The 26,380-nt window shown below is 64.6% G+C and carries 20 protein-coding genes and 1 pseudogene; 13 read left to right on the forward strand and 8 right to left on the reverse strand.

What is annotated here, in order from left to right:
* Positions 1–6: 6 nt before the first annotated feature.
* Positions 7–930: a PA3225 family LysR-type transcriptional regulator gene (locus tag CHB99_RS14760; RefSeq protein WP_042129187.1), complete on the reverse strand. Its 924-nt coding sequence runs from the start codon at positions 928–930 to the stop codon at positions 7–9.
* Positions 931–980: 50 nt separating this feature from the next.
* On the opposite strand from CHB99_RS14760, the gene CHB99_RS14765 reads away from it, so the two are divergent.
* The 3 genes from CHB99_RS14765 to CHB99_RS14775 all read left to right on the forward strand — a co-directional run bounded on the left by CHB99_RS14765 (position 981) and on the right by CHB99_RS14775 (position 3,216).
* Positions 981–1,310: a 3-phosphoglycerate kinase gene (locus tag CHB99_RS14765; protein WP_042129185.1), complete on the forward strand. Its 330-nt coding sequence runs from the start codon at positions 981–983 to the stop codon at positions 1,308–1,310.
* Between the two features lie 101 nt (positions 1,311–1,411).
* Positions 1,412–2,011 carry an FMN-dependent NADH-azoreductase gene (locus tag CHB99_RS14770; protein ID WP_042129183.1) on the forward strand — a complete coding sequence of 200 codons (600 nt, stop codon included), beginning with the start codon at positions 1,412–1,414 and terminating at the stop codon, positions 2,009–2,011.
* 335 nt (positions 2,012–2,346) lie between these two features.
* Positions 2,347–3,216: a carboxylate/amino acid/amine transporter gene (locus CHB99_RS14775; RefSeq protein ID WP_042129181.1), complete on the forward strand. Its 870-nt coding sequence runs from the start codon at positions 2,347–2,349 to the stop codon at positions 3,214–3,216.
* Here the strand turns inward: CHB99_RS14775 and CHB99_RS14780 are convergent.
* Positions 3,163–4,458, reverse strand: a complete 1,296-nt coding sequence (locus tag CHB99_RS14780) for a mechanosensitive ion channel family protein (RefSeq protein WP_042129179.1) — start codon at positions 4,456–4,458, stop codon at positions 3,163–3,165. The two genes, CHB99_RS14775 and CHB99_RS14780, sit on opposite strands and share 54 nt — an antisense overlap.
* 147 nt (positions 4,459–4,605) lie before the next feature.
* On the opposite strand from CHB99_RS14780, the gene CHB99_RS14785 reads away from it, so the two are divergent.
* From CHB99_RS14785 to CHB99_RS14795, 3 genes are all read left to right on the forward strand, one after another.
* Entirely contained in the window at positions 4,606–5,931 is a 1,326-nt protein-coding gene (locus CHB99_RS14785; RefSeq protein ID WP_042129177.1) for a DEAD/DEAH box helicase, read from the forward strand.
* 339 nt (positions 5,932–6,270) lie between these two features.
* Positions 6,271–6,666: a hypothetical protein gene (locus CHB99_RS14790; RefSeq protein WP_042129175.1), complete on the forward strand. Its 396-nt coding sequence runs from the start codon at positions 6,271–6,273 to the stop codon at positions 6,664–6,666.
* A 108-nt stretch (positions 6,667–6,774) separates the two neighbouring features.
* Positions 6,775–7,707 carry a DMT family transporter gene (locus tag CHB99_RS14795; RefSeq protein ID WP_042129173.1) on the forward strand — a complete coding sequence of 311 codons (933 nt, stop codon included), beginning with the start codon at positions 6,775–6,777 and terminating at the stop codon, positions 7,705–7,707.
* On the opposite strand, the gene CHB99_RS14800 is transcribed toward CHB99_RS14795, so the two are convergent.
* The gene (locus CHB99_RS14800; RefSeq protein WP_042129170.1) at positions 7,652–8,836 is read right to left on the reverse strand and encodes a YbfB/YjiJ family MFS transporter; all 1,185 of its coding nucleotides are present in this window, start codon (positions 8,834–8,836) and stop codon (positions 7,652–7,654) included. The two genes, CHB99_RS14795 and CHB99_RS14800, sit on opposite strands and share 56 nt — an antisense overlap.
* A 108-nt stretch (positions 8,837–8,944) precedes the next feature.
* Here CHB99_RS14800 and ptrR point away from each other — a divergent pair, with 108 nt between their 5' ends.
* Both ptrR and CHB99_RS30340 read left to right on the forward strand, forming a co-directional pair.
* Entirely contained in the window at positions 8,945–9,838 is an 894-nt protein-coding gene (gene ptrR / locus CHB99_RS14805; protein ID WP_042129168.1) for a putrescine utilization regulator PtrR, read from the forward strand.
* Between the two features lie 112 nt (positions 9,839–9,950).
* Positions 9,951–10,073 carry a PA1414 family protein gene (locus tag CHB99_RS30340; protein WP_281177191.1) on the forward strand — a complete coding sequence of 41 codons (123 nt, stop codon included), beginning with the start codon at positions 9,951–9,953 and terminating at the stop codon, positions 10,071–10,073.
* Between the two features lie 121 nt (positions 10,074–10,194).
* Here CHB99_RS30340 and CHB99_RS14810 read toward each other — a convergent pair whose 3' ends face one another.
* Together CHB99_RS14810 and speB are read right to left on the reverse strand one after the other, a co-directional pair.
* Positions 10,195–11,574 (reverse strand): sodium:solute symporter family protein, encoded by a 1,380-nt coding sequence (locus CHB99_RS14810; protein ID WP_042129166.1) that lies wholly within the window; start codon positions 11,572–11,574, stop codon positions 10,195–10,197.
* A gap of 146 nt (positions 11,575–11,720) precedes the next feature.
* A complete protein-coding gene (gene speB / locus CHB99_RS14815) occupies positions 11,721–12,671 on the reverse strand; it encodes an agmatinase (RefSeq protein ID WP_042129164.1) in 951 nt (316 codons plus the stop codon).
* Positions 12,672–12,894: 223 nt separating this feature from the next.
* Between speB and CHB99_RS14820 the strand changes: the two genes are divergently transcribed.
* The 4 genes and pseudogenes from CHB99_RS14820 to CHB99_RS14830 all read left to right on the forward strand — a co-directional run bounded on the left by CHB99_RS14820 (position 12,895) and on the right by CHB99_RS14830 (position 16,164).
* A complete protein-coding gene (locus CHB99_RS14820) occupies positions 12,895–13,788 on the forward strand; it encodes a LysR family transcriptional regulator (RefSeq protein WP_042129162.1) in 894 nt (297 codons plus the stop codon).
* A 138-nt stretch (positions 13,789–13,926) separates the two neighbouring features.
* A pseudogene (locus CHB99_RS30605) lies at positions 13,927–14,208 on the forward strand (PAS domain-containing protein); the annotation flags it as partial.
* 255 nt (positions 14,209–14,463) lie between these two features.
* Positions 14,464–15,492 carry a methyl-accepting chemotaxis protein gene (locus tag CHB99_RS14825; protein WP_377697981.1) on the forward strand — a complete coding sequence of 343 codons (1,029 nt, stop codon included), beginning with the start codon at positions 14,464–14,466 and terminating at the stop codon, positions 15,490–15,492.
* 78 nt (positions 15,493–15,570) lie between these two features.
* On the forward strand, positions 15,571–16,164 hold the full coding sequence (locus CHB99_RS14830; protein ID WP_042129158.1) for a tRNA-uridine aminocarboxypropyltransferase: 594 nt from the start codon (positions 15,571–15,573) through the stop codon (positions 16,162–16,164).
* Positions 16,165–16,308: 144 nt separating this feature from the next.
* Here CHB99_RS14830 and CHB99_RS14835 read toward each other — a convergent pair whose 3' ends face one another.
* From CHB99_RS14835 to CHB99_RS14845, 3 genes are all read right to left on the reverse strand, one after another.
* Positions 16,309–17,655 (reverse strand): HlyD family type I secretion periplasmic adaptor subunit, encoded by a 1,347-nt coding sequence (locus CHB99_RS14835; RefSeq protein ID WP_042129156.1) that lies wholly within the window; start codon positions 17,653–17,655, stop codon positions 16,309–16,311.
* A gap of 174 nt (positions 17,656–17,829) precedes the next feature.
* A complete protein-coding gene (locus CHB99_RS14840) occupies positions 17,830–19,983 on the reverse strand; it encodes a type I secretion system permease/ATPase (protein ID WP_042129154.1) in 2,154 nt (717 codons plus the stop codon).
* A 36-nt stretch (positions 19,984–20,019) separates the two neighbouring features.
* The gene (locus tag CHB99_RS14845; RefSeq protein WP_042129152.1) at positions 20,020–21,393 is read right to left on the reverse strand and encodes a TolC family outer membrane protein; all 1,374 of its coding nucleotides are present in this window, start codon (positions 21,391–21,393) and stop codon (positions 20,020–20,022) included.
* Between the two features lie 515 nt (positions 21,394–21,908).
* On the opposite strand from CHB99_RS14845, the gene CHB99_RS14850 reads away from it, so the two are divergent.
* On the forward strand, positions 21,909–26,380 hold a 4,472-nt coding region (locus CHB99_RS14850; protein WP_141137290.1), incomplete at its 3' end, for a retention module-containing protein.

Genomic DNA, 26,380 nt, shown 5'->3' on the forward strand with positions numbered 1-26,380 from the left:
TACCTGTCAGGCTTGGGCCGGGGCGGCGAAGGGGACGTCCAGCGGCGCAGTGTCGAAGTTGCGCAGCAACTCGATGAGGATCTGCGTGGCCGGGCCGAGGGGTTTGTCCTTGTTCGAGTAAAGGTAGAACAGTGGGTGACGGCTGCCACCCTGATCCAGCGGCAGCGGCTTGAGCAAGCCCTCGCGCAGCTCGCGCTCGATCAGGTGGCGCGGCAGCCAGGCGAAGCCCAGGCCGCTGCCGACGAAGGTGGCGGCGGTGGCCAGGCTGCCGACGGTCCAGCGCTGTTCGGCACCGAGCCAGCCGACATCGCGCGGCTGCGAGCGGCCGGAGTCGCGGATCACCACCTGCAGCTGGCTTTCCAGGTCCTGGAAGTTCAGCACCCGGCCGAGGCGGTGCAACGGGTGTTCGGGGTGGGCCACGGCGACGAACTCCACCGCGCTCAGCTCCGCGCCCAGGTAGCCGGCGATGCTGAAGCTGCTGATGGCGAGGTCGGCGATGCCTTCGTGGAGCACTTCCTCGACTCCGGACAGCACCTCTTCGCGCAGGCGCACCCGGCAACCGCGGCTCTGCGGCATGAAGGCACTGAGGGCGCGGACCAGGCGTGCGTTGGGGTAGGCGGCGTCCACCACCAGGCGCACCTCGGCTTCCCAGCCCTGTTCCATATGGTGGGCGAGGTCTTCCAGCTGGCTGGCCTGCTTGACCAGCTGCCGCGAACGGCGCAGCAGCACGCTGCCAGCATCGGTGAGGACCGCCTTGCGCCCGTCGATGCGCAGCAGCGGCACGCCGAGCTGGTCCTGCATCCGCGCCACGGTGTAGCTCACCGAGGACTGCGAGCGGTGCAGCGCTTCGGCGGCCTGGGCGAAGCCGCCGTGGTCGACCACGGCCTGCAGGGTTCGCCACTGATCCAGGGTTACGCGCGGCGCTTTCATCTTCGGCTCCTGTTGTCCTAAGCTGGCGCACTTCTCAAGGAGAGCGCCGTATGAAGAAATTCTGTGTTGCTGTGCTGGCCCTGCTGCCGCTGTCGGTGCTGGCCGCTTACCCCATCGAGGTGAAGAAGGACCTCGGGGAGGGGATCAAGCTGGATACCACCACCTACGACACCGCCAACGACATGACCACCATCACCCTGAACAACTACGGCGATGTCGCCGCGCGGTGCAAGGTGACCTTCAACAACGGTCCGGAAACTCCGCGGGTTCGCCGTGTCGATGTGCCGGCGAAGAAGAGCGTGGATGTCGTCGGCACCTTCAACAAGCAGATCATCAAGATGCGGATCAAGGTGAGCTGCGAGGCGCAACAAGCAAATTAACTGATAGATTTGACCGAGTTTTTACGCTTTTTTATCGATAGGTCAATCACTAATCTTGCCTCCATCGACTTAGCGACCTTGCCGATGGAGGCAACCTTCACATGTCCCGCGTACTGATCATCGAAAGCAGCGCCCGCCAGCAGGATTCGATTTCCCGTCAACTGACCCGTGACTTCGTCAGTCAGTGGCAGGCCGCCAACCCGGCCGACAGCATCACCCTGCGCGACCTGGCGCTGAACCCGGTGCCGCACCTGGACGCCAACCTGCTGGGTGGCTGGATGAAGCCGCAGGACCAGCGCAGCGCCGAAGAGCTGCAGGCCCTGGCCCGTTCCAACGAACTGACCGACGAAGTCCTCGCCGCCGACGTGCTGGTGCTGGCCGCGCCGATGTACAACTTCACCATTCCGAGCACCCTCAAGGCCTGGCTGGACCATGTGCTGCGCGCCGGTGTCACCTTCAAGTACACCGAAACCGGCCCGCAGGGCCTGCTCACCGGCAAGCGCGCCTATGTCCTGACCGCTCGTGGCGGCATCCATGCCGGCGCCGCCAGCGATCATCAGGAACCCTACCTGCGCCAGGTGCTGGCCTTCATCGGCATCCATGACGTGACCTTCATCCACGCCGAAGGCCTGAACATGGGCGGCGACTTCCACGAGAAGGGCCTGAACCAGGCCAAGGCTGCTCTGGCCGCGGTGGCCTGATCGCAACGAGATTTCCCTGCCTGACACCCCTTTTTGCTCCTTTGGGTGTAGTACCCGGTCGATGCTTCGCGCTCGGCCGGGTTTTTTATTGCCACGCAACGCTGCCACCCGCTGTAGGAGCTGGCTTGCCGTGTGACGAACCACTGCGAAAGGACCGCAACGCGGTCCCAAAAATCTCCTGGACAGTACCATTTCGGGACCGCTTCGCAGTCCTTTCGCAGTGGTTCGTCACACGACAAGCCAGCTCCTACGGTAGTGGCGTGCTCCTTCGATCCGCATTGCAGCCTGCTACTCCAACCCGCTAAGGTCGCCGCCTCCATTGCCGAGAGACCACCATGGGCTACCTACTGATCGTCGCGCTGATCCAGGCGTATTCCTTCAACCTGATCGGCGAATACCTCGCCGGGCACGTCGACAGCTACTTCGCCGTGCTGGCGCGGGTGGTCCTGGCCTTGCTGGTGTTCCTGCCGCTGACTCGCTGGCGCCAGGTCGAGCCACGCTTCATGCGGGCGATGCTGGTGATCGGCGCGCTGCAGTTCGGCATCACCTACGTCTGCCTGTACCTCAGCTTCCGCGTGCTGACGGTGCCGGAAGTGCTGCTCTTCACCATCCTCACTCCGCTGCACGTGACCCTGATCGAGGACGCGCTGAACCGTCGCTTCAACCCCTGGGCGCTGCTCGCGGCCCTGGTGGCGGTGGCGGGTGCCGCGGTGATCCGCTTCGACAGCATCAGCCCGGACTTCTTCATCGGCTTCCTGCTCCTGCAACTGGCCAACTTCACCTACGCCGCCGGCCAGGTCCTGTACAAGCACCTGGTCGCCCGCCATCCCAGCGACCTGCCGCACTACAGCCGTTTCGGCTACTTCTATCTGGGCGCGCTGATCGTCGTGCTGCCGGCCTTCCTCGCCTTCGGCAATACCGAGCACCTGCCCAGCACCGACGTGCAGTGGGGTGTGCTGCTGTTCCTCGGGCTGTGTCCGACGGCGCTGGGTCTGTACTGGTGGAACAAGGGCGCCTGCCTGGTTTCCGGCGGCACCCTCGCGGTGATGAACAACCTGCATGTCCCGGTGGGGTTGCTGCTCAATCTGCTGATCTGGAATCAGGACGAGCCGCTGGGACGCCTGTTCATCGGCGGGACGGTGATCCTGGCGTCAGTGTGGCTGAGCCGGCTCGGCACTCGCCCGGCGTTGCTGGCTCATCGCTGACAGCCCAGCACGCAGGTCGCTGCCGCTGGGCTGCTGGTACAGGCTCAGGCCGAACTCCGGCAGCACCGCCAGCAGGTAGTCGAAGATATCGCCCTGGATGCGCTCGTACTCGGCCCACGCCGTGGTCCGAGTGAAGCAATAGATCTCCAGCGGCACGCCCTCGGCGGTGGTCTGCATCTGCCGGACCATGCAGGTCATGTCTGTCTGTACGTCGGGGTGGTTCTTCAGGTAGGCGAGGGCGAAGGCGCGGAAGGTGCCGATGTTGGTCAGCCGGCGGCGGTTGGCGGACAGCTCGGCGACCTGGCCCTGGGCTTCGTTCCAGGTATGCAGCTCGTTGCGTTTCTGCGCCAGGTAGTCGCCCAGCAGGCGCACGCCGCCCAGGCGCTGTTGTTCTTCGGCGTTGAGGAAGCGCACGCCACCGGCATCGATGAACAGGCTGCGCTTGATCCGCCGCCCGCCGGACTGCTGCATGCCGCGCCAGTTGCGGAACGACTCGCTCATCAGGCGCCAGGTGGGGATGGAGACGATGGTCTTGTCGAAATTCTGCACTTTCACCGTGTGCAGGGTGATGTCCACCACATCGCCATCGGCACCGACCTGGGGCATCTCGATCCAGTCGCCGACCCGCAGCATGTCGTTGCTGGTCAGTTGCACGCTGGCGACGAACGACAGCAGGGTGTCCTTGTAGACCAGCAGGATCACCGCCGACATCGCACCCAGACCGGACAGCAGCAACAGCGGCGAACGGTCGATCAGGGTGGCGACGATGATGATGGCGCCGAACACGTAGAGGACCATCTTCGCCAGTTGCACGTAGCCCTTGATCGAGCGGGTGCGGGCGTGTTCGGTGCGGGCGTAGATGTCCAGCAGCGCATCGAGCAGGGCGGCGACCGCCAGCAGCAGGAACAGGATGGTGAAGGCCAGGGCCAGGTTGCCGAGGAAATGCTGGCTGGCGACGCTCAACTCCGGCACCAGTTTCAGGCCGAACTGCACCACCAGCGAGGGAGTGATCTGCGCCAGGCGCTGGAACACCTTGTTCTGCAGCAGGTCCTTGAGCCAGTGCAGCGCCGGCTGTCGGCCGAGCAGCTTGACCGTGTGCAGGATGACGAAGCGTGCCACGCGCCCCAGCACCAGGGCGATGACCAGCAGGAACACAAGGCCGAGGCCGGCGTGCAGCAGCGGGTGCTGGTCGAGGGTGCCCCAGAGGTCGAGGGCGTCTTGCCAGAACTGTTGAATAGCCATGGGTAACGCAAAAACTCCGCAGAAGTGAAAAACAGACCGTCCATTAGAGCTGCCCCGACGGCTCCGGGGCAAAAAGAAATTCGGCTCCGGCGGCGGAAAACGTTACCCTATGTGGCTGAATTTCCGCTCATGCCCGAGGTTACATCCGTGTTTTCCCAATTCGCCCTGCACGAACGCCTGCTCAAAGCTGTCGCCGCACTCAACTTTGTCGAGCCGACGCCGGTGCAGGCTGCGGCCATTCCCCTGGCGTTGCAGGGGCGTGACCTGCGGGTGACGGCGAAAACCGGTAGCGGCAAGACCGCGGCCTTTGTCCTGCCCCTGCTCAACCGCCTGGTCGACCTGAACCAGAAGCGCGTCGAGATCCGCGCCCTGATCCTGCTGCCGACCCGCGAACTGGCGCAGCAGACCCTGAAGGAAATCGAACGTTTCTCGCAGTTCACCTTCATCAAGTCGGGGATCATCACCGGCGGTGAGGACTTCAAGGAACAGGCGGCGATGCTGCGCAAGGTCCCGGACATCCTCATCGGCACCCCGGGCCGCATGCTGGAGCAACTGAACGCCGGCAACCTCGACCTGGAACACGTGCAGGTGGTGGTCCTGGACGAAGCCGACCGCATGCTCGACATGGGCTTCGCCGAAGACGTCGAGCGCCTCTGCGGCCTGTGCGCCAACCGCGCGCAGACCCTGCTGTTCTCCGCCACCACCGGCGGCGCCGGCCTGCGCGACATGATCGGCAAGGTGCTGAAAGACCCTGAGCACCTGATGCTCAACGCGGTCAGCCAGCTCAACGAAGGCACCCGCCAGCAGATCATCACCGCCGACCACAACCAGCACAAAGAGCAGATCGTGCAGTGGCTGCTGGACAACGAGACCTACCAGAAGGCGATCATCTTCACCAACACCCGGGTCATGGCCGACCGCATCTACGGTCACCTGGTGGCCAAGGACGTGAAGGCCTTCGTGCTGCACGGCGAGAAGGACCAGAAGGACCGCAAGCTGGCCATCGAGCGCCTGAAGACCGGCGGTGCCAAGGTGCTGGTGGCCACCGATGTCGCGGCCCGTGGCCTGGACGTTGATGGCCTGGACCTGGTGATCAACTTCGACATGCCGCGCAGTGGTGACGAATACGTGCACCGCATCGGCCGTACCGGTCGCGCGGGGGCCGAAGGCCTGGCGGTGTCGCTGATCTGCCACGGCGACTGGAACCTGATGTCGAGCATCGAGCGCTACCTGAAGCAGAGCTTCGAGCGCCGGGTGATCAAGGAAGTGAAGGGCACCTACAGCGGTCCGAAGAAGGTCAAGGCGTCGGGCAAGGCGGCTGGGGCGAAGAAGAAAAAGGTCGACAAGAAGGCCGGTGACAAGAAGACCGCGGCCAAGCGCAAGCCGACCGCCAAGCCGAAACCGAATGCGCCGCTGGCCAGCTCCGATGGCCTGGCACCGCTGAAGAAGAAACGCGCGCCGGCGGCCGAGTAATTCCGAGAGGGCTACCGCGTCCCGTAAACGGGCTACCGCCCCCCGTAGGAGCGTGGCTTGCCCGCGAAAGGACCGCATAGCGGTCCCCCGTGCGGGCTACTCGGAATGGGACCGCTATGCGGTCCTTTCGCGGGCAAGCCGCGCTCCTACGGGCGCGCGCGTCGCCATCACTGTCAGCCACCTCCCGCAACGCCTGCAACTGCTTGTCGATCAACTGGCACTTGTCCGGCAGGTCCTTGCTCTGCGTTCCCAGCTTCATCCCGCGCACGGGAAAGTTCAGTCGAACCGCTGGCGAACGCCCCGGTCACAATCCATACACCCCCAACGGAGGCCATACCCATGAGCACCGTGTATGACTGGGACCTTATCGAACGCCTGCTCCACGAAGTACAGAACAGTGCCGGCCAGCCTTTCACCCCGCGTCCCTACGCCGAACAGCACGCCACGCAACTGGCGGCGGCGGGGCAGCCGGTGCCGGACGTGGATCACCTGAAGACCCGCGCCTGCGACTACGAACGCCTGTTGCTGGTGCGCGGCTATATCGCCGACCGTCCGGAAAACGAGGGCGGCAACGGCGAGAACTACGTACTGACCGAGCGCGGCTCGCGCCTGCTCAGCCTGATCGACAGCAGCATCCCGGGCAACGAGCATCCGCGCCAGGTGCTCGATGAGCAGGGCGACGCACTCGACGAGGCGACGTTCGAGGAAGTGGCGGCCAAGGCACAGATTGCGTAGTGACGTTCAGACATATCTGGTAATGACTGACCGGCGGTCCTCATAATTGGCGTCAATTCTTCGCTGCCGTGAGGTCGTCATGTCGTTGTCAGAAGTGGGGGCGCGCCGATGAACGCTGTGCGTCGCGATCCCGATGCCTTTGCCTTCCAGGTGATGCTGGGGCTGTGCCTGATCTGGGGGATCCAGCAGGTGATGGTGAAATGGGCCGCCGCCGATATCGCTCCGGTGATGCAGGCGGCGACCCGCTCCGGTATTTCCGCGTTGCTGGTCGGCCTGCTGATCTGCTGGCGCGGCGGCTGGGAGCAGGTGGGTAGCACCTGGCGCGCGGGACTTCTGGCCGGGGCGCTGTTCGGCATCGAGTTCCTGTTCATCGCCGAAGGGCTGCTGTTGACCTCCGCCGCGCACATGTCGGTGTTCCTCTACACCGCGCCGGTATTCACCGCCCTCGGCCTGCATTTCCGCCTGCCCAGCGAGCGCCTGCGGCCGCTGCAGTGGATCGGCATTCTGCTGTCCTTCGCCGGGATCGCCGTGGCCTTCGCCGGCGGGGTGTCGCTGGCGGACCTCAGCGGCCCGATGCTGCTCGGCGATGCCTTCGGCGTACTGGCCGGCGCGGCCTGGGGCGCGACCACGGTGGTGGTGCGCTGTTCGCGGCTGTCCGAGGCACCAGCGACCCTGACCCTGTTCTACCAACTGGCGGTGGGCTTCGTCGGCCTGCTGCTGATCGCCGCTTTCAGCGGCAAGCTGACCCATGTCTCGCTGACGCCCATCGCGGTCGGCAGCGTGCTGTTCCAGGCCCTGGTGGTGTCGTTCTTCAGCTACCTGACCTGGTTCTGGCTGCTGCGCAAATACCTGGCGTCGAACCTCGCGGTGTTCTCCTTCGTCACGCCGATCTTCGGCGTGACCTTCGGTGTATTGCTGCTGGACGAGCCGCTGAGCCTGAACTTCATCGTCGGCGCCCTGTGCGTGCTGGCCGGTATCGTCCTGGTCAGCGCGGAGCAATGGGTACGCAGGCGCCTGCGTTCACTGCTGGGGCAGCGCTAGGCCGCCAGGCCAGCGCGCCGGCCAGGAGCAGGCCGCTGCCGGCGACGATCAGCGCCGGTTGCAGGCTGCCGGCGAACTGATTGCTCAGCGCCGCCAGCAGCGGCCCGCCGAGCTGGCCGATGGCGAAACAGGCGGTGAGCAGGCCGGCATTGCGCTGGGTGGCGTGGGGCGCCAGTTCCCGCGAGCGCTGCATCACCAGTTGCATGCAGGCCAGGAACGGCGCGCCGCAGAAGATGACCCCCAGGGCCAGCCCCGGACCGTTGCCCAGCAGGCAGGCGAAGACGCCGGCCGCCTGCAGCCACAGGGTTAGCATCAGCCAGTGCGATGTGCCGTTCGGCGTGGCCCGGCGCTGGCTCAGCAGCAGGACACCCAGTGCCGCGGCAAGACCGAAGCCAGGCCAGAACAGATCCGCCATCCAGCTGCCGTGGAAGCGTGCGCTGGCCATCTGCGACATGAAGGTCGCCGGGATGATGTAGCCGATACCGTAGAGACCGTAGATCAGACCGAGGCGGGCGATGCCGCGGCTTGGCGCGCCGATGCCCGGGGCCGCGAGCGGCGCCGCCGGCAGATGCTCGGGGCGCGGAATCATCGGGCGCACCGCCAGCAGCATGACCAGCGCGGCGATGGCATAGATCAGCCACAGCGGCGCCGAGCCCAGACCGTAGAGGTTCGAACCCAGGGCCAGCAGGCCCGTGAGCAGGATGCCCAGGCCGGGTCCGGCGAACACCAGCGCGCCGAGGCGCGGCAAGTTGTGGTGGGCGGCCAGGGGCTGGGTCAGGCTGGTGATCATCACCAGCACCCAGGCGCTGGCCACGCCGGTGCCGAAGCGCAGCAGGGCGTGGGCCACGAAGCCGTCGGCCCAGAACGACACCAGGGTCAGCAGCACGCACAGCCACAGGCCGATGTCCAGGCGCAGGCGGACCTGCCGCGGGCCGCGGGCGAACATGGCATCCAGCGCGCCAAGCAGATAACCCAGGTAGTTGGCCGCGGCCACCAGGCCGGCGGCGGTCAGGCTCAACTGGCCTTCGCCGACCAGGTGCGGCAGTTGCGGCGTGAGGGCGAAACGACCGATGCCCATCGCCATCATCAGGGCGACGAAGCTGGCCAGCAGGCGGAGTCTTGGCGACATGGCGGGATTCCTCGGTGGAAAGCGGTTGATGGCGTTCAGACTACTGGCGCTTGGCATTCTTAAAAATTGAATAATAATGAGCGACTTGTTCAATTTTGGAGAACAACCATGGAGCTGAGTCAGCTGCGCATCTTCCAGGCCGTGGCCGAGACCGGCTCGGTGACCCGCGCCGCCGAGCAGTTGCACCGGGTGCCGTCGAACCTGTCGACGCGTCTGCGCCAACTCGAAGAGCAGTTGGGCGTCGAGCTGTTCCACCGCGAACGCCAGCGCCTGCAACTGTCGCCCGCCGGCAAGGTGCTGCTGGATTACGCCGGACGCATGCTGGCCCTGCATGACGAGGCGTTCGCCGCGGTGCAGGGCGGCCAGCCGGCCGGCGAGTTCATTCTCGGCTGCATGTACAGCACCGCGGCGATCCATCTGCCGGACCTGCTGGCGCGTTATCACAAGGCTTATCCGGCGGTGAACCTGCAGGTGCAGACCGCGCCCAGCGGCGAGCTGCTCGAAGGTCTGCTCGCCGGACGCCTGGATGCCGCCCTGCTGGATGGCCCGCTGTCGCTGTCGGGGCTGGATGGTGTGCCGCTGTGCGAGGAAACCCTGGTGCTGATCACCGAACCCGAGCATCCGCCAGTGCGCAGCGCGCGGGATGTGGCCGGGCGCGCGGTGTTCACCTTCCGCAAGGGCTGTTCCTATCGCATGCGCCTGGAAGCCTGGTACGCCCACGACCATGCGGCGATGGGCCGGGCCATGGAGATCGAGTCCTACCCGAGCATGCTCGCCTGCGTGGTGGCCGGTTCCGGGGTGGCGCTGATGTCGCAGTCCATGCTCGACAGCCTGCCGGGGCGCGAGAACGTCGCGGTGCATCGCCTGCAGACCCCGTTCGACCAGGCCACCACCTGGCTGGTGTGGCGCCGCGGCATGCGCGGGGCGAACCTGGATGCCTGGATCAACCTGCAGGAAGCGCTGCACCAGGGACCGTCCGTCGGCGAGGCGCTCAGCGCTTGATGCAGGTCAGAAACGGCGTGTTTTCTGTGAGCGATACGTAGGACTTGAGACTATGATGTGTAAGAAACATCGTAGCCAAACTGGATTGGACGATGACCCTCAAGGGGGACATATGAAAGACCTGATGATGAACTGGCTCCACGACCTCGCCGTTGCGCTGGGCTTGATCCCGCCGATGCAGCCGGTGCCGATTCCGAGTGACGAAGAGAAGCGCAAGCAGCAGCCGCGGCGCTGATCGTCAGGGACCGCGTTGCGGTCCTTCGCGGGCAAGCCACGCTCCTACGGGGTCTGAGCTTGCCCGTCCCGGACAATGAAAAAGCCCGCGGCAAGCGCGGGCCTCTTCTCCTACATCAATATCAGGCCAGCTTGGCCGCATTCACCGCCGGACGCGATGTCAGGCTGACCACCACGAAGCTCACCAGGCCGATCGCCAGGCTGTAGTAGATCGGCGTGTTCGCATCCATGCCGTCCTTGATCATGAACGCCAGGGCAGTGACGAAGCCCAGGGTCATGCTGACGATGGCGCCGCGGGTGGTGGCGCGCTTCCAGTAGATGGCACCGATCAGCGGCACCAGCATGCCACCCACCAGCAGGTTGTAGGCCAGGGTCAGGGCGCTGATCACGTCCTCGACCACCAGGGCGATGCCCAGTACCGCCAGGCCGGTCAGCAGGGTGAACAGGCGGTTGATCGTCAGGCTCGACTGCTTGCCGCCACGCAGTTTCGGCAGCAGGTCTTCGGTCAGTACGGTGGACGCTGCCAGCAGGCCGGCACTCGCGGTGGACATCATCGCGGCCAGCGCGGCGGCGATCACCAGGCCGCGGATACCGTCCGGCAGTGCCGATTTGACGATGGCGGCGAAGGCGTTGTTGGCGTTGTCCAGGTCCGGCAGCAGCACGTGAGCCGCCATGCCGATCACCGCGCAGACCAGGCCGTAGATCACGCAGTACACGCCAGCGGTGGTACCGGCGTACTTGGCCACGTTCTCGTCACGGGCGGTGAACACCCGCTGCCAGATGTCCTGGCCGATCAGGATGCCGAAGAAGTAGATCAGGAAGTAGGTGATGATGGTGTCCCAGCCGATGGTGGTCAGGCTGAAGCTGGCCGCCGGCAGTTTGGCCACCAGCTCGTCCCAGCCGCCGACGCGGTACAGGCAGATTGGCAGCAGGACGAACATCAGGCCCACGGTCTTGATGACGAACTGGACGATGTCGGTCAGGGTCAGCGACCACATGCCGCCGATGGTCGAGTACACCACCACGACGCCACCGCCGAGCAGGATCGCGGCCCAGAACGGCAGCTCGAACAGCACCTGCAGTACGGTGCCGATGGCCAGGGTCGAGGTCACGCCGATCATCAGCGCGTAGGCCAGCATGATCACCGCACTGGCCTGGCGCGCCATCGGGTTGTAGCGCCGCTCCAGGACCTGGGTCACGGTGAAGATGCGCAGGCGCAGCAGCGGTTTGGCGAGGAACAGGTTGAGGGCGATGATGCCCAGGCCCAGCGCGGCGCACAGCCAGAAGCCGGAAATGCCGTGGACGTAGCCCAGCTTCACGGTGCCGACGGTGGACGCGCCACCCAGGACCGTTGCCGCCATGGTGCCCATGTACAGGCTCGGGCCGAGATTGCGTCCGGCCACCAGGTATTCTTCGTGGGTCTTGGCGCGGCGCATGCCGTACCAGCCCAGCAACAGCATGCCGGCGGCGTATATCAGTACAACGAATATGTCCAAGGCCATGGGGTGTCTCCAATTATCTTTTTTATGTGAGATCGATCCCGCGTGCGGTGGGCCGCCGCGGGTCATTTCTTCGTAGTTGCGCGGCGCGTCGTCAACGCGCCGCCGTCATGGCTCCTGCCGAGCGATGTAACTCCTTGCCTTGGCCGTCAGCGACGGGCTACGCCGGGCAGCACGCAGAGCATTTCGTACAGCAGGTTGGCACCCAGCAACGAGGTGTTGCCGGTGGTGTCGTAGGGCGGGGAGACTTCCACCAGGTCGCAGCCGATCAGGTTCAGGCCCTGGCAGCCACGGATGATTTCCATCGCCTGGATGGTGGTCAGGCCGCCGATTTCCGGGGTGCCGGTGCCGGGCGCCCAGGCCGGGTCGATACCGTCGATGTCGAACGACAGGTACACCGGGCCGCCATCGACCTTCTCGCGGACTTCCGCCATCAGCGGCGCCAGCGACTTGTGCCAGCACTCTTCGGCCTGGACCACACGGAAGCCCTGCTTGCGGCTCCAGTTGAAGTCCTCGGCGGTGTAGCCCTGGGCACGCAGGCCGATCTGCACCACCCGATCGCAATCCAGCAGGCCTTCTTCCACGGCGCGGCGGAAGGTGGTGCCGTGGGCGATCTTCTCGCCGAACATGTGGTCGTTGACATCGGCGTGGGCGTCGATGTGGACCAGGCCGATCTTGCCGTGCTTCTTGTGCAGGGCCCGCAGGATCGGCAGGGTGATGGTGTGGTCGCCGCCCAGGGTCAGGGGGATGACGTTGTGCTCGACGATCTTGTCGTAGGCCTCTTCGATGATGCGCACGGCGTCGAGCAGGTTGAAGGTGTTGATCGCCACGTCACCGATATCGGCGACCGACAGCGAGTCGAATGGCGCGGCGCCGGTGGCCATGTTGTACGGACGGATCATCACCGACTCGGCGCGGATCTGCCGCGGGCCGAAGCGGGTGCCGGAGCGCAGCGAGGTGCCGATGTCCAGCGGCACGCCAACGAAGGCGGCGTCGAGGCCGGCGGGACTTTGCAGGTGAGGAAGGCGGAGCATGGTCGCGATGCCGCCGAAGCGCGGCATTTCGTTGCCGCCCAGTGGTTGGTGAAGAATCTTGTCCACGGTTCGGGCCTCATCGATTCGATTGTTCTAGTTGTTGATATCTGTTCTCGACAACGGCCAGTCAGCCGGAAATGTCCTGGAACAGTTGCTGTGCGGTGCAGTCTGCAAAAGGTAGTGCGCGAGAAGAATCGCTACCGGCAAATACTTAGTTCAGGATTTTCTGAACTATCGGCCGAAGCACGGTTAGACTGTGCTCATTTCCGACCCGCGGACTCCCGTTTTCATGGCCTCGAACCTGCCCGACCTGAAGCTGCTGCGCATTTTCGCCAGCGTGGTGCGCCACCAGGGCTTCGCCAATGCCCAGCGCGACCTCAACCTGTCCACTTCGGCGATCAGCACCTACATGAGCCAGCTGGAGTCCGCCCTGGGCATCGTCCTCTGCCATCGCGGCCGTGGCGGTTTCAGCCTGACCAGCAAGGGTGAACTGTTCCATCAGGAGACCCTGCGCCTGCTCGCCGAGCTGGATGGCTTCGAGCAGTACGCGGCGGCGCTCAAGGGCGAGCTGCGCGGTACCCTCAACCTCGGTGTGATCGACTCCACCGTCGGCGACCGCGCCTTGCCCCTGGCCGAAGCCATCGGCGCCTACAGCCAGGAACACCCGGCGGTGCACCTGCACCTGTCGGTGTCCAGTCCCTACGAGCTGCAGCTGGGTGTGCAGGACAACCGCCTGGACCTGGCCATCGGGGCTTTCTCCACGCGAATGAGTGGGCTGGTCTACCAGCCGCTGTACCGCGAGCAGCACTGGCTGTATTGCAGCAACCGCCACCCGCTGTACCACGAGCGGCGCATTCCCGAGCCGGTCATCACCCAGCAGCGCATGGTCGGGCGCGGTTACTGGAGCCAGGCGGAACTGGCCCGGCACGGCTTCAAGCACAGCGCGGCGACGGTGGAGAGCATGGAGGCGCAGCTGATCCTGGTGCTGTCCGGCGCCTACATCGGCTATTTGCCCGAGCACTATGCCCAGGCCTGGGTCGATAAGGGCGACCTGCGGGTGCTGTCGCCGGCCACGTTTGGATACCAGGCGCCCTTTTCCATGATCATCCGCCGTGGTCGCAGCCGCGAACCCTTGATCCAGACTTTCCGTGATCTGCTTCGTGCGCAATTGACGCCCGCTTGATGGCGGCTATTGGCCATTAATACTTTGTGTCTATGGTAAAAATACTGGCCAGATGCCCACATCCGGATGAATGCTCTGCTAGACCTTTTCTTGCTGTGATGAATTTTCCGACAATCTCATCAGCAGGGAACGCCCAAGATGCGCAAGAATTTGCCCGTCACTGAGCAGGAAAGAACATTCCCCCAAGAACAGCGACTGATCTCAACCACCGACCTCAGCAGTCGCATCACCTACTGCAATGACGCCTTCGTCGCCATCAGCGGTTTTACCCGCGAAGAGCTGATCGGCCAGCCCCACAACATCGTCCGCCATCCCGATATGCCACCCGGGGTCTTCGCCCATATGTGGGAGACCATCAAGGACGGCAAGCCGTGGATGGGCGTGGTCAAGAACCGCGCCAAGAACGGCGATTTCTACTGGGTCAGCGCCTATGTCACGGCGATCTACGAGAACGGTCGGATCAGCGGCTACGAGTCGGTTCGCTCGCTGCCGAGCCGCGAGCAGGTGGCGCGGGCCTCGGCGCTGTACGCGCGGCTGAACGCCGGGCGCTCGCCGACGCCGGTCGCGGCGCGTGTCGCCGATGTGCTGGAGCATGGCTGGCCGCTGCTGGCCGCCGGGGTGGTCTCGGTGGGCGCTTACCTGACGCTGCCGCGGTACGCCGCGCTGGGCGTGCTCATGGCCAGCCTGCTGAGCGCCTGGTACCTCCTGGAAAGCCGGCAGAACCGCGTGATTCGGCGCACCCTGGCCGAGCACCCGAAAGCCTTCACCAGTCCGCTGGTGGCCCTGACCTACAGCCGCAACCTCGGTCCGCAGGGGCAACTGGACCTGGCCATGATCAGCGAAGAGGCGCGCTTGCAGACCGCGCTGACGCGCCTGGTGGATGCCGGCGTCGGGGTCCGCACCCGGGCTTCGCAGTCCTCGGATCTGTCCGATGCCCAGGCGCAGATGCTCGATCGCCAGCGCAGCGAGACCGACCAGTCGGCCACCGCCGTGGCGCAGATGGCGGCGACCATCCAGCAGGTCACGCACAACGTGCAGAGCACCGCGCACGCCGCGTCCGATGCCGACGAACTGACCCGCCAGGGCAGCACACTCGCGCAGCAGAGCCTGAAAGCGATGGGCAGCATGGCCGAGGCGGTCAGCGATATCGGTGCGGCGGTCAACGCCCTGGCCGAGCAGACCCAGTCCATCGGCAGCGTGGTGGATGTGATCACCTCGATCGCCGAGCAGACCAACCTGCTGGCGCTCAATGCCGCCATCGAAGCGGCGCGGGCCGGGGAGCAGGGGCGTGGTTTCGCCGTGGTGGCCGATGAAGTGCGTTCCCTGGCCCAGCGCACCCGCGCCTCCACCGAGGAAATCCACCAGATCATCGCCTCGTTGCGCGCCGGTGCCGATCGCGCGGTCAGCAGCGCCAGCAAGGGCGAGCAGATCTCCCGCGACAGCGTGCACAGTGTCGAAGCGGTGCAGCAGGCATTGGGCGGGATCAGCGAGGCGGTCAGCCGCATCACCGGCATGAGCCAGCAGATCGCCACGGCGTCCGAGCAGCAGAGCCATGTGGTGGAAGACATCAACCAGCAGATCGTGCGCATCGCCCAGTTGTGCGATCGCAGCGCCGGCCAGGCCCGGCAGGGCGCCGAGATCAGCCTGGAACTGGAACGCATGGCGGAATACCTGCACGACCTGGCGGAGCGTTTCAACCGCTAGCCTCGCGATGACCGGCCCACAGGGATGTGGGTGTTTTCCGGGACTGCTGTGGCACACTTGCCCGCCCAGGAGAGCCCGATGTCCAGAATCCAGTGCGAACGTTGCCTGCGTCCGCAGAACCACTGCCTTTGCCCCTTGATCCCGTCCCTCGACAGCCGCACCCGCGTGGTGCTGTTGCAGCATCCCGATGAAGTTCGTCATGCGCTGAATACCGCGCGGTTGGCGGCGCTTGGCCTGAATAACGCGGAGTTGCGCGTGGGCGAGGTGTTCGAGGACCTGGCGCCGTTGATCGCCACGCCGGGGTATCGGGTGGGGTTGCTGTTTCCCGGCGAACAGGCAACGGCGCTGCAATCCTATGCAACGGACTCTCGTCCCTGGCTGCTGATCGTGCCCGACGGCACCTGGCGCAAGGCACGCAAGCTGCTCTATCTGAATCCGCTGCTGGAGACGCTGCCACGGGTCACCCTTGGCACTGTCCAGCCGTCACGCTATCGGCTGCGCAAGGCGCCGGAGGCGGGGGCATTGTCGACGGTGGAGGCGGTGACCCAGGCGTTGAATGCGCTGGAGGGGGAGGGGCGTTTCGATGCCTTGCTCAGGCCGTTCGATGCGCTGATCGAAGGGCAGATCGCGGCGATGGGGCGGGAGACGTTCGAGCGTAATCACCTGCGTTGATCTTTCGGGCCTCATCGCTGGCAACGCCAGCTCCCACAAGGACCGCGTGCGCCACCGAACTGTGGAGTCCAGGGACAGCGGGCGCCGCCGAACCCTGTGGGAGCTGGCATTGCCAGCGATGCAGGCGACACCGATCCCACTGACTCAACGCTCGCGCAACGCCTCCGTGCGCGCCTTCAGCACCGGCTTCAACAGGTAGTCCAGCACACTCTTCTCGCCGGTGATGATGTCCACCGTCGCCACCATTCCGGGGATGATCAGCAGCGGCTTGTTGTCCCCGCCCAGGTGATTCTTGTCGGTGCGCACCTGGATCATGTAGAACGCGTTGCCCTTGTCGTCGGTGACGGTGTCGGCGCCGATCAGTTCCAGCTTCGCCTTGAGCCCGCCATAGATGGAGTAGTCATAGGCACTGAACTTGACCATGGCGCTCTGCCCCGGATGCAGGAACGCCACATCCTGCGGGCGTACCCTGGCCTCGATCAGCAGGTTGTCTTCCAGCGGCACGACTTCCACCAGGTCGCTGCCGGGCTGGACCACGCCGCCGATGGTGTTGACCTTGAGCAGCTTGATGATGCCGTGCACCGGCGACACCACCGTGGTGCGGTTGACCCGGTCGTCGATGGCGACGCTGGTGGCGGTGATCTTCGACAGGTCGGTACGTTTTTCGTTGAGCTCCTTGGCCGCCTCGGAGCGGAAGCTGGCCTCGGACTCCTCGATCTTGCTGCGGATTTCCGCCACCGCCGCCTCGGCCCGGGGAATCGCCAGGCTGGTGGCGTTCATCGAGCCGCGGGCTTCCACCGCGCTGCGCTTGAGGCGGAGGATTTCCACCGGCGAGATCGCCCCGGTCTTCACCAGCGGCGTCGACATGTCCAGCTCCTGTTGCAGCAGGGCCAGCCCGGAGCGGTATTGCTCCAGTTTGGAGCGGAACTCGGCCAGTTCCTGGTTCTTCTGCCGCAGTTGCTCGTTGAGGGTCTGCTTCTCGCTGCTCAGGCGACGCTGACGCGACTGGTACAGCGCCAGTTCGTCCTCGGCCACCTGGGGTGCCTTGCTGCGTACTTCCTCGGAGAGCTGGAACGGCTTGCCCTCGGCCTCCGCCGAGAGGCGTTCGACCTGGGCGGTGAGGGCATAGCGGTCGGCCTCGCTCTCGCCCTTGTTGGAGCGAAAGCGCGTGTCGTCGAGGCGCAGCAGGGTGTCGCCCTTGTTCACCATCTGCCCTTCACGGACGAAGATCTCGGTGACGATGCCGCCTTCGAGGTTCTGGATCACCTGAACCTTGCTCGACGGGATCGCCTTGCCTTCGCCGACGGTCACCTCATCGAGCACCGCCAGCCTGGCCCAGACCAGCGCGATCAGCAGCAACGCCGCCGCCAGCCACACGGTGATGCGCGACAGCCGTGGCGAATCCTGCAGCGTGGCGCTGGCCAGGTCCGGCAGGTAGTCGCGGTCGGCGGTCTTGCTGAAGCTGTTGAAGTAGCTGCGAAGGGAGGACATGGGTACGCCTCTTGTGAAACAGCACATGACTCGTTGGCTGGTGCGGCCCCGTGTGTGTAGGAGCTGGCTTGCCTGCGATGGACCGCGCAGCGGTCCCTGATTGCGGTGAGGTCCGGGACCGCTGTGCGGTCCATCGCAGGCAAGCCAGCTCCTACAGGGAGCGCGTCGATCTTGTTAGAGCGCCTGACCGATACGGCCCTTGCGCAGGGCGTCGATCACCGCATCCTTGGCACCGTCGGCAACGATCTTGCCGTTGTCCAGAACCAGCAGGCGGTCCACCAGGCTGAGCATCGAGGTGCGGTGGGTCACCAGCAGCAACGTCTTGCCCTCGATCCAGCCATGCAGGCGCTGGCGCAGTTGTTCCTCGCTGCTGTTGTCCATGTGGCTGGTGGGTTCGTCGAGAACCACGATCGGCGGCTCCAGCAACATCGCCCTGGCCAGCAGTACCGCCTGGCGCTGACCACCGGAGAGCAGTTGGCCGCGTTCGCCAAGGGGCCGGTCGAAGCCCCGTGGATGCTGCTTGGCCAGTTCGCTGACGCCGGTCAGTTCCGCCACTTCGAGCATGCGCGCGTCGCTGACGTAGCGTGCGCCGAGGGTCAGGTTGTCGCGCAGGCTGCCGGCCAGCAGCGGCAGGTCGTGGGCGACGTAGCCCAGTTGCTGGCGCAGTTCGCTGATGTCCAGTTGGCGCAGGTCGAGGTTGTCGAGGAGGATCTGCCCGTCGTCCGGTTCGTAGAAGCCCATCACCAGCCGCGCCAGGGTGCTCTTGCCCGAGCCGCTGCGGCCGATGATGCCGATGCGTTCGCCGGGTTTGACGCTGAAGCTGACGTTGTTCAGGGCCGGCGCGGCCTGTCCGGCATAGCGGAAGCTGACCCGGCTGACCTCCAGCGCGCCCTGCAGGCGGGCGTGCTCCAGCGGCTGCTGGTCGGCGCGGCGCTCTTGGGGCAGGGCCATCAGCGCATCGGTGCTGCGCATGGTCAGTTGCGCCTGCTGGTAGCGGGTGATCAACCCGGCGATCTGGCCCAGTGGCGCGAGAACCCGGCTGCCGAGCATGTAGCAGGCCACCAGGGCGCCGACGCTGAGGTTGCCGGCGATGATGCTGTAGACCCCGGCGACGATGGTCGCCATGCCGCAGAACTGCTGGACGAACAGCGTGCCGTTGGTGGCCAGGGCAGACAGATTGCGGGCATGGGCGTCCAGTTGGGTGAGGGCGCCGTGGGTACTTTCCCACTGGTATTGGCGCTCGCTTTCGGCGCCGCAGGCCTTGAGGGTTTCCAGGCCACCGAGGGTTTCGATCAGCAGCGCCTGGCGCACCGCGCCGAGGCTCAGGCTCTTCTGCACGGTGTCGCGCAGACGCACCTGGATCAGCAGGGCGAAGACGATGGTCACCGGGAAGGCGATCATCGGGATCAGCACCAGCCAGCCACCGAGCAGGCCGATCACGGCGAGCATCAGCACCACGAAGGGCAGGTCGATGACACTGGTCAGGGTCACCGCGGTGAGGAATTCGCGCAGGCCCTGGAAGTCGTGGATGCTCTGGGCGAAGCCGCCGATGGTGGCCGGGCGGGCCTTCATCGACATGCCGGTGATGCGCTCGAACAGGGTTGCCGAGAGGATCATGTCGGTCTTCTTGCCGGCCTGGTCCAGCAGGTGCGCACGGACCACCCGCAGCACCAGTTCGAACGTCGTGCCGATGAACAGGCCGATGACCAGCACCCACAGGGTCGAGATGGCCTGGTTGGGCACCACGCGGTCGTAGGTCTGCATGACGAACAGCGGCACCAGCAGGCCCAGCAGGTTGATCAGCAGGCTGGCCAGCAGGGCATCGCTGTACAGCCAGCGGGATTGCTGCAGGGTGTCGCGAAACCAGGCGTGGACCCGCGGCACCAGCGGCGCGCGCTGCTGTTCCAGCTCATGCCGGGGACGGGCGAACAGGGCGTGGCCGGAATAGACCTCGGCGAGTTCCTCGCGGCTGACCCACTGCTCGCCGCCATCGGCTTCGCAGGGCAGGATCAGCGCCTGGTCCTGGTCCTTCCAGCGCCGCAGCACGGCACAGCGGCCGTCCTTGAACAGCAGCAGCACCGGCAGGTTGAGCGCGGCAATCGCAGACAGCTCGCGGCGCAGGATGCGTGCCTGCAATCCGGCGCGGGCCGCCGCGCGCGGCAGCAGGTCGAAATCGAGCCGCTGCTGGGGCAACGGCAGGCCGCTGCTCAGGCTGGCACGGCTCGCCGTGCAACCGTGCAGCTTGCAGAGGATCAACAGCCCATCGAGTAACGGATCATCGAAACTCTGGCGTTGGTCCGCCGAGCTCGCCGGTTGCATGCTGGTCACAATGGCCTACCTCTCCGCCGAGGGGACGGAATCGAGTCAACGCATTTCAGGTAACCGCGCGTCAGTCTTCACTTCGCTCTTGGCGATGGCTTCCGGTGGCAGCGAGATCTTCTGCCGGGTCAGCAGATCCCCCATGTTGGCCAGCACCCGGTAGCGCGAGAACTCTTCGATGTAGCGCACTTCCACGTAGCGCCGATTGGCGTTGTACAGCTCGTTCTCGCTGTCCAGCACATCGAGCAGGGTGCGCTGGCCGAGGCCGAACTGGTCCTGGTAGGCAGCACGCACCCGTGTGGTGGTTTCGGCGTATTGCCGCGCCGAGGGGGTCTGCTTGATCGCATTGTTCATGGCGTTCCATGACAGCGACAGGTCCTCGTTGAGGGTGCGCAGGGCGTTGTTGCGGATGTCCATGGCCTGGTTGATCTTGTGCGCGTCGGACTGCAGGCGGGCCTTGTCGCTGCCACCGCGGAACAGGTTGTAGGTCATCACCACGCCCGCCCGCCAGTCGGTGTTGGCATGGCCTTCCTCGCCGCCCATGTTGTTGTTGGCGGCGGTGGACAGCTCGGCATCCAGGCGCGGGTAGAAGGGTGACTTGGCGACTTCATATTGTTGCTCGGCAGCCTGCACGTCGGCTTGCGCCGATTTCAGGTAGGGGTTGTTCGCCAGCATGTCCTGACGCGCATCGCCGAGGCTGGCGGGCATCTGGCCCTGGATCGATGACGGGGCTTCCAGTTGATCGGCCTCGCGACCGATGACACTGAAGAAGTTGGCCTCGGCATCGGCCAGGTCGACTTCGGCGGTGTTCAGGTTGTTTTCCGCCAGCGCACGGCGGGCGGTGGACTGATCGAGGTCGGCGGTGCTGCCCACCCCGCGTTCGCTGCGCAGGCCGATCTGGTCGTTGACCCGCAGGTGTGCCTGCAGGTTGTTCTTGGCCAGGGTCACCAGCTCGCGGCGCTTGAGCACCTCCAGGTAGACCTCGATGGCACGCAGGGCCACGGTCTGCGAGGTGGCTTGCAGGTAGTAGGCGCGGGAGTTCACCACCGCTTCGGTGCGGGCGACTTCATTGGAGGTATTGAAGCCGTCGAAGAGCATCTGCCGCAGACGCAGTTCGGACTGGGTGTAGTTCAGCGTTTCCTTGTTGTGGTTGCGCGTACCGTTTGCATTCAGACCACGGGTATTGGTGTTGTCCGAGCGTTCGCGGCCATAGCCGGCCACCAGGTCGACACTCGGGTAGTAGCCGCCACGGGCGAATTTCACGTCCTCATCCGCGGATAACCGGCTGTTGATCGCCGCCTTGGCTTCCGGGTGGTAATCCACGGCGCTCTGTACGGCTTCCTGCAGCGACATCGCCTGGGCACTGGCACAGGTCATGGCCAACAACAACGCACTGGTGATGGGGTTCAAAACGCGCATGGGTTACTTCTCCCTGATTCCATTTTTGGTCTTGCGATCGCCAAATTATTGACGAAAAAGAAGGTTCAAACCGTTTCAGGCTTGTAACAACTGAGCTAAGAACATTTGCACGTAAACCTAAGAAGAAATTTTCATAAGGCTTATGCGAAAAAAAACTTATGCGGTCTAAGAAATCCAGCACATTGTTTAACCCAGGCGTCATGTATACCGGGCGCTGTGGCGCTTTTTTACTGGCGCCAGAAAGTTTTCAAGCCGTTTTTCGGCACAGGGCAAGAAAGGAGTGGAGGAAGAGGGATAACGGAAACGCTGGCGACGAAAAATTGACGCTAAATGCTCGCCAGTCATTGTTGTCACTCCGTCGCGAAAATCCTTCCCAGACCATTGGTTTTCCAGGGAAAACCTGCGGTCCCCGATAGGGCGCGCGACATCGAGGCGGACCCGGTCATAGCGGTTCTCCCACGAGACACCACAGGCTTTCCTGCAAGAGAACGTCGGAAGTCGAGAGGAGTGGCCAGATGGCTAAGTCAATCGGTGTGGTCAGCAAGGTGGTCGGTCAGGTGTTCGTGGTCGAGGCTGATGGAAGCCGGCGGTTGGTGGTCGAGGGGGACCGGTTGTTCGTGGGGGAACAACTGGAAACCGGCGCGGCGGGGGCGGTTGCGGTGCACCTGGCCAACGGCGAGGAACTGACCCTGGGCCGCGACAGCAGCCTGACCCTGTCCAATGCCCTGTTGGCCAACCAGGCTCCCCATGTGCTGGCGCCGGAGGTGATCACCCCCAGCGAGGCGCAACTGACCGATGTCGAGAAACTTCAGCAAGCGATCGCCGCTGGCGGCGACCCGACCCTGGACGCCGAGGCCACCGCGGCCGGTCCCGGCAATGGCGCGCCGGGGGCGCTGGGCGGTGGACATTCTTTCGTGCTGCTCACCGAGGTCGGTGGGCGTGTCGATCCGGTCATCGGCTTTCCCACGGCCGGCTTCAATTTCTTCGGTGAGCTGGCCAATCTCGATACCGGGCTGATCGATCACAACGAGGCATTGCCCGCGATCGACAACCCGATCAGCCTCGAAGGACTGTCGGTGGCGGGGGGCGAGGTCACGGTCAACGAGGCCAATCTGCCGTCGGGCTCGGCCAGCGATGGCGCTGCCCTGGTACAGACCGGCACCTTCAGCGTGGTGGCCGCGGATGGGGTGTTCAACCTCAATGTCGGTGGCATCAATGTGCTGACCAGCGGCGCCGTGACCGGTGTCGGGCAGTCCGTCACCACCCCCACCGGCAACGTGCTGACGATCACCGGCTACGACCCGGCCACCGGCGTGGTCAGCTACAGCTACACCCTGACCTCCGCCGGCAGCTCCCTGGGCGAGAGCATCGCGGTCTCGGCCAGCGACAGCAATGGCGACGTTACCAGTGGCAGCCTCGATGTCACCATCGTCGACGACGTGCCAAGAGCGGTGGACGATACCAACCCGTCTGTCGCCAGCGAAGCGTCCACGGTACTGACCGGCAATGTGCTGCCCAACGATATCCAGGGCGCCGACCGGGTCGCCAATCCGATCATTCCCGGCACCTTTGTCGGCACCTACGGCACCCTGGTCCTGGCTTCGGATGGCTCCTACACCTACACCCTGAATCCGTCGGACCCGGACTTCGTCAATCTGCATGGCGGTGGCAAGGGCAGCGAAACCTTCACCTACACCCTGACCGATGCCGACGGCGACACCAGCACCGCCAACCTGGTGCTGAACATCACCAACCTCGACGACGGCGTGAGCTTGGGTGGCATCGGCGCCAATGGCGGGATCATCAGCGTCTACGAGAAGAACCTGAGCACCGGCAGCAGCCCCGACGCGGCGGCCCTGACCCAGAGCGGCAGTTTCACCGTCAGCGCCGCGGATGGTCTGCAGGGCCTGAGCGTGGGCGGAATCAATGTGATCACGGGGGGTGTGGCGATCACCTCGCCGCAGTCGGTGGTCACCCCCCTGGGCAATACCCTCACCGTGACCAGCTACGATCCGAACACCGGCGTGGTGACCTACAGCTACACCCTGCTGGAAAACGAGGCCCACCCGGCCGGCGGCGCGACCAACAGCCTGGGCGAAAGCTTCAGTGTGGTGGCCACCGATACCGATGGCAGCTCCAGCAGCATCAACCTGAATGTCCTCGTCGTCGACGACGTACCGACAGCGGTGGCGGACAGCAATGCCTCGGTGGCGACCGAAGCGGCCACGGTGCTGACTGGCAACGTGCTGACCAACGACGTGCAAGGCGCTGACCGGGTTGTCGGACCGATCACCGCCGGTACCTTCGTGGGTACCTACGGGACCCTGGTCCTGGCGGCGGATGGTTCCTACACCTACACCTTGAACCCTGCGGATCCGGACTTCTTCAACCTGCACGGTGGCGGCACGGGCACCGAGACGTTTGCCTACACCCTGACAGATGCGGATGGGGATACCAGCACTGCGAATCTGGTGCTGAATATCAGCAACCTCAACGATCCGGTGGTGTTGACCGGGCTGGATGCCAGTGGTGGCGAGATCAGCGTATTGGAGAGAAATCTGGCGACCGGCAGTAGCCCGGATACCGGAGCGCTGACCCAGAACGGCAGCTTTACCGTGAGTGCGCCGGATGGCCTGCAAACTCTCAGCGTCGGTGGTGTCAATGTCATTGCTGGCGGTGTGGCAGCTACCTTCCCGCAAAGCGTGACCACGCCCTTGGGCAATACGCTGACAGTCACCGGCTACAACCCGAGCACCGGGGTTGTGTCCTACAGCTACACCCTGCTGGACAGCGAAGCGCATGCGAATGCGGGAGGCGTGAATAGCCTGACCGAAAGCTTCACGGTCACCGCGACGGATACCGATGGCAGCACTATCAGCGGCAGCCTCGATGTGAATATCGTCGACGACGTGCCGACAGCGGTGGCGGACAGCAATGCCTCGGTGGCGACCGAAGCGGCCACGGTGCTGACGGGCAATGTTCTGACCAACGATGTGCAAGGCGCTGACCGTGTCGTCGGACCGATCACCGCTGGCACCTTCGTGGGCACCTACGGCACCCTGGTTCTGGCAGCAGACGGCTCCTACACCTACACCCTGAATCCGGCCGATCCGGACTTCTTCAATCTGCACGGTGGCGGCACGGGTATCGAGACGTTTGCCTACACCCTGACCGATGCGGATGGGGATACCAGCACTGCGAATCTGGTGCTGAATATCAGCAACCTCAACGATCCGGTGGTGTTGACCGGGTTGGAAGCCAGTGGTGGTGAACTGAGTGTCTACGAGAAGAACCTGGGCGATGGCAGTAGCCCGGACGCGGGTGCTCTGACCCAGACCGGGTCGTTCAGCGTCAGCGCGCCGGATGGTCTGCAGACCCTCAGTGTCGGGGGCATCAGTGTCATTTCTGGCGGTGTGGCAGCTACCTTCCCACAAAGCGTGACTACGCCCTTGGGCAATACGCTGACAGTCACTGGCTACGACCCGAGCACCGGGGCGGTGTCCTACAGCTACACCCTGCTGAATGCGGGAGGCGTGAATAGCCTGGCCGAAAGTTTCACGGTCACCGCGACCGACACCGACGGCAGCACCACCAGCGGCAGTCTCGACGTGAATATCGTCGACGACGTACCGACAGCGGTGGCGGACAGCAATGCCTCGGTAGCGACCGAAGCGGCCACGGTACTGACGGGCAATGTGCTGACAAATGATGTGCAAGGTGCTGACCGGGTTGTCGGACCAATCACCGCCGGTACCTTCGTGGGTACCTACGGCACTCTGGTCCTGGCGGCGGATGGTTCCTACACCTACACCTTGAATCCCGCTGATCCGGACTTCTTCAATCTGCACGGTGGCGGCACGGGCATCGAGACGTTTGCCTACACCCTGACTGATGCGGATGGGGATACCAGCACTGCGAATCTGGTGCTGAATATCACCAACCTCAACGATCCGGTGGTGTTGACCGGGCTGGATGCCAGTGGTGGCGAGCTGAGTGTCTACGAGAAGAACCTGGGCGATGGCAGCAGCCCGGACGCGGGTGCTCTGACGCAGACCGGGTCGTTCAGCGTTAGCGCGCCGGATGGTCTGCAGACCCTCAGTGTCGGGGGCATCAGTGTCATTGCTGGCGGCGTGGCAGCCACCTTCCCACAAAGCGTGACCACGCCCTTGGGTAACACGCTGACAGTCACTGGCTACGACCCGAGCACCGGGGCGGTGTCCTACAGCTACACCCTGCTGAATGCGGGAGGCGTGAATAGCCTGGCCGAGAGCTTCACGGTCACCGCGACGGATACAGACGGCAGCACCATCAGCGGCAGCCTCGACGTGAATATCGTCGATGACGTGCCGACAGCGGTGGCGGACAGCAATGCCTCGGTAGCGACCGAAGCGGCCACGGTGCTGACGGGCAATGTGCTGACCAATGATGTGCAAGGTGCTGACCGGGTTGTCGGACCGATTACCGCCGGCACTTTCGTGGGTACCTACGGGACTCTGGTCCTGGCTTCGGATGGTTCCTACACCTACACCCTGAATCCGGCCGATCCGGACTTCTTCAATCTGCACGGTGGAGGTACGGGCACCGAGACGTTTGCCTACACCCTGACCGATGCGGATGGGGATACCAGCACTGCGAATCTGGTGCTGAATATCAGCAACCTCAACGATCCGGTGGTGTTGACCGGGCTGGATGCCAGTGGTGGTGAACTGAGTGTCTACGAGAAGAACCTGGGCGATGGCAGCAGCCCGGACGCGGGTGCTCTGACTCAGACTGGGTCGTTCAGCGTCAGCGCTCCGGATGGTCTGCAGACCCTCAGTGTCGGGGGCATCAGTGTCATTGCTGGCGGTGTTGCAGCTACCTTCCCACAAAGCGTGACCACGCCATTGGGCAACACGCTGACAGTCACTGGCTACGACCCGAGCACCGGGGCGGTGTCCTACAGCTACACCCTGCTGAATGCGGGAGGCGTGAATAGCCTGGCCGAAAG

This window comes from Pseudomonas japonica (genome assembly GCF_900188455.1).
GTDB classification, from domain to species: domain Bacteria; phylum Pseudomonadota; class Gammaproteobacteria; order Pseudomonadales; family Pseudomonadaceae; genus Aquipseudomonas; species Aquipseudomonas japonica.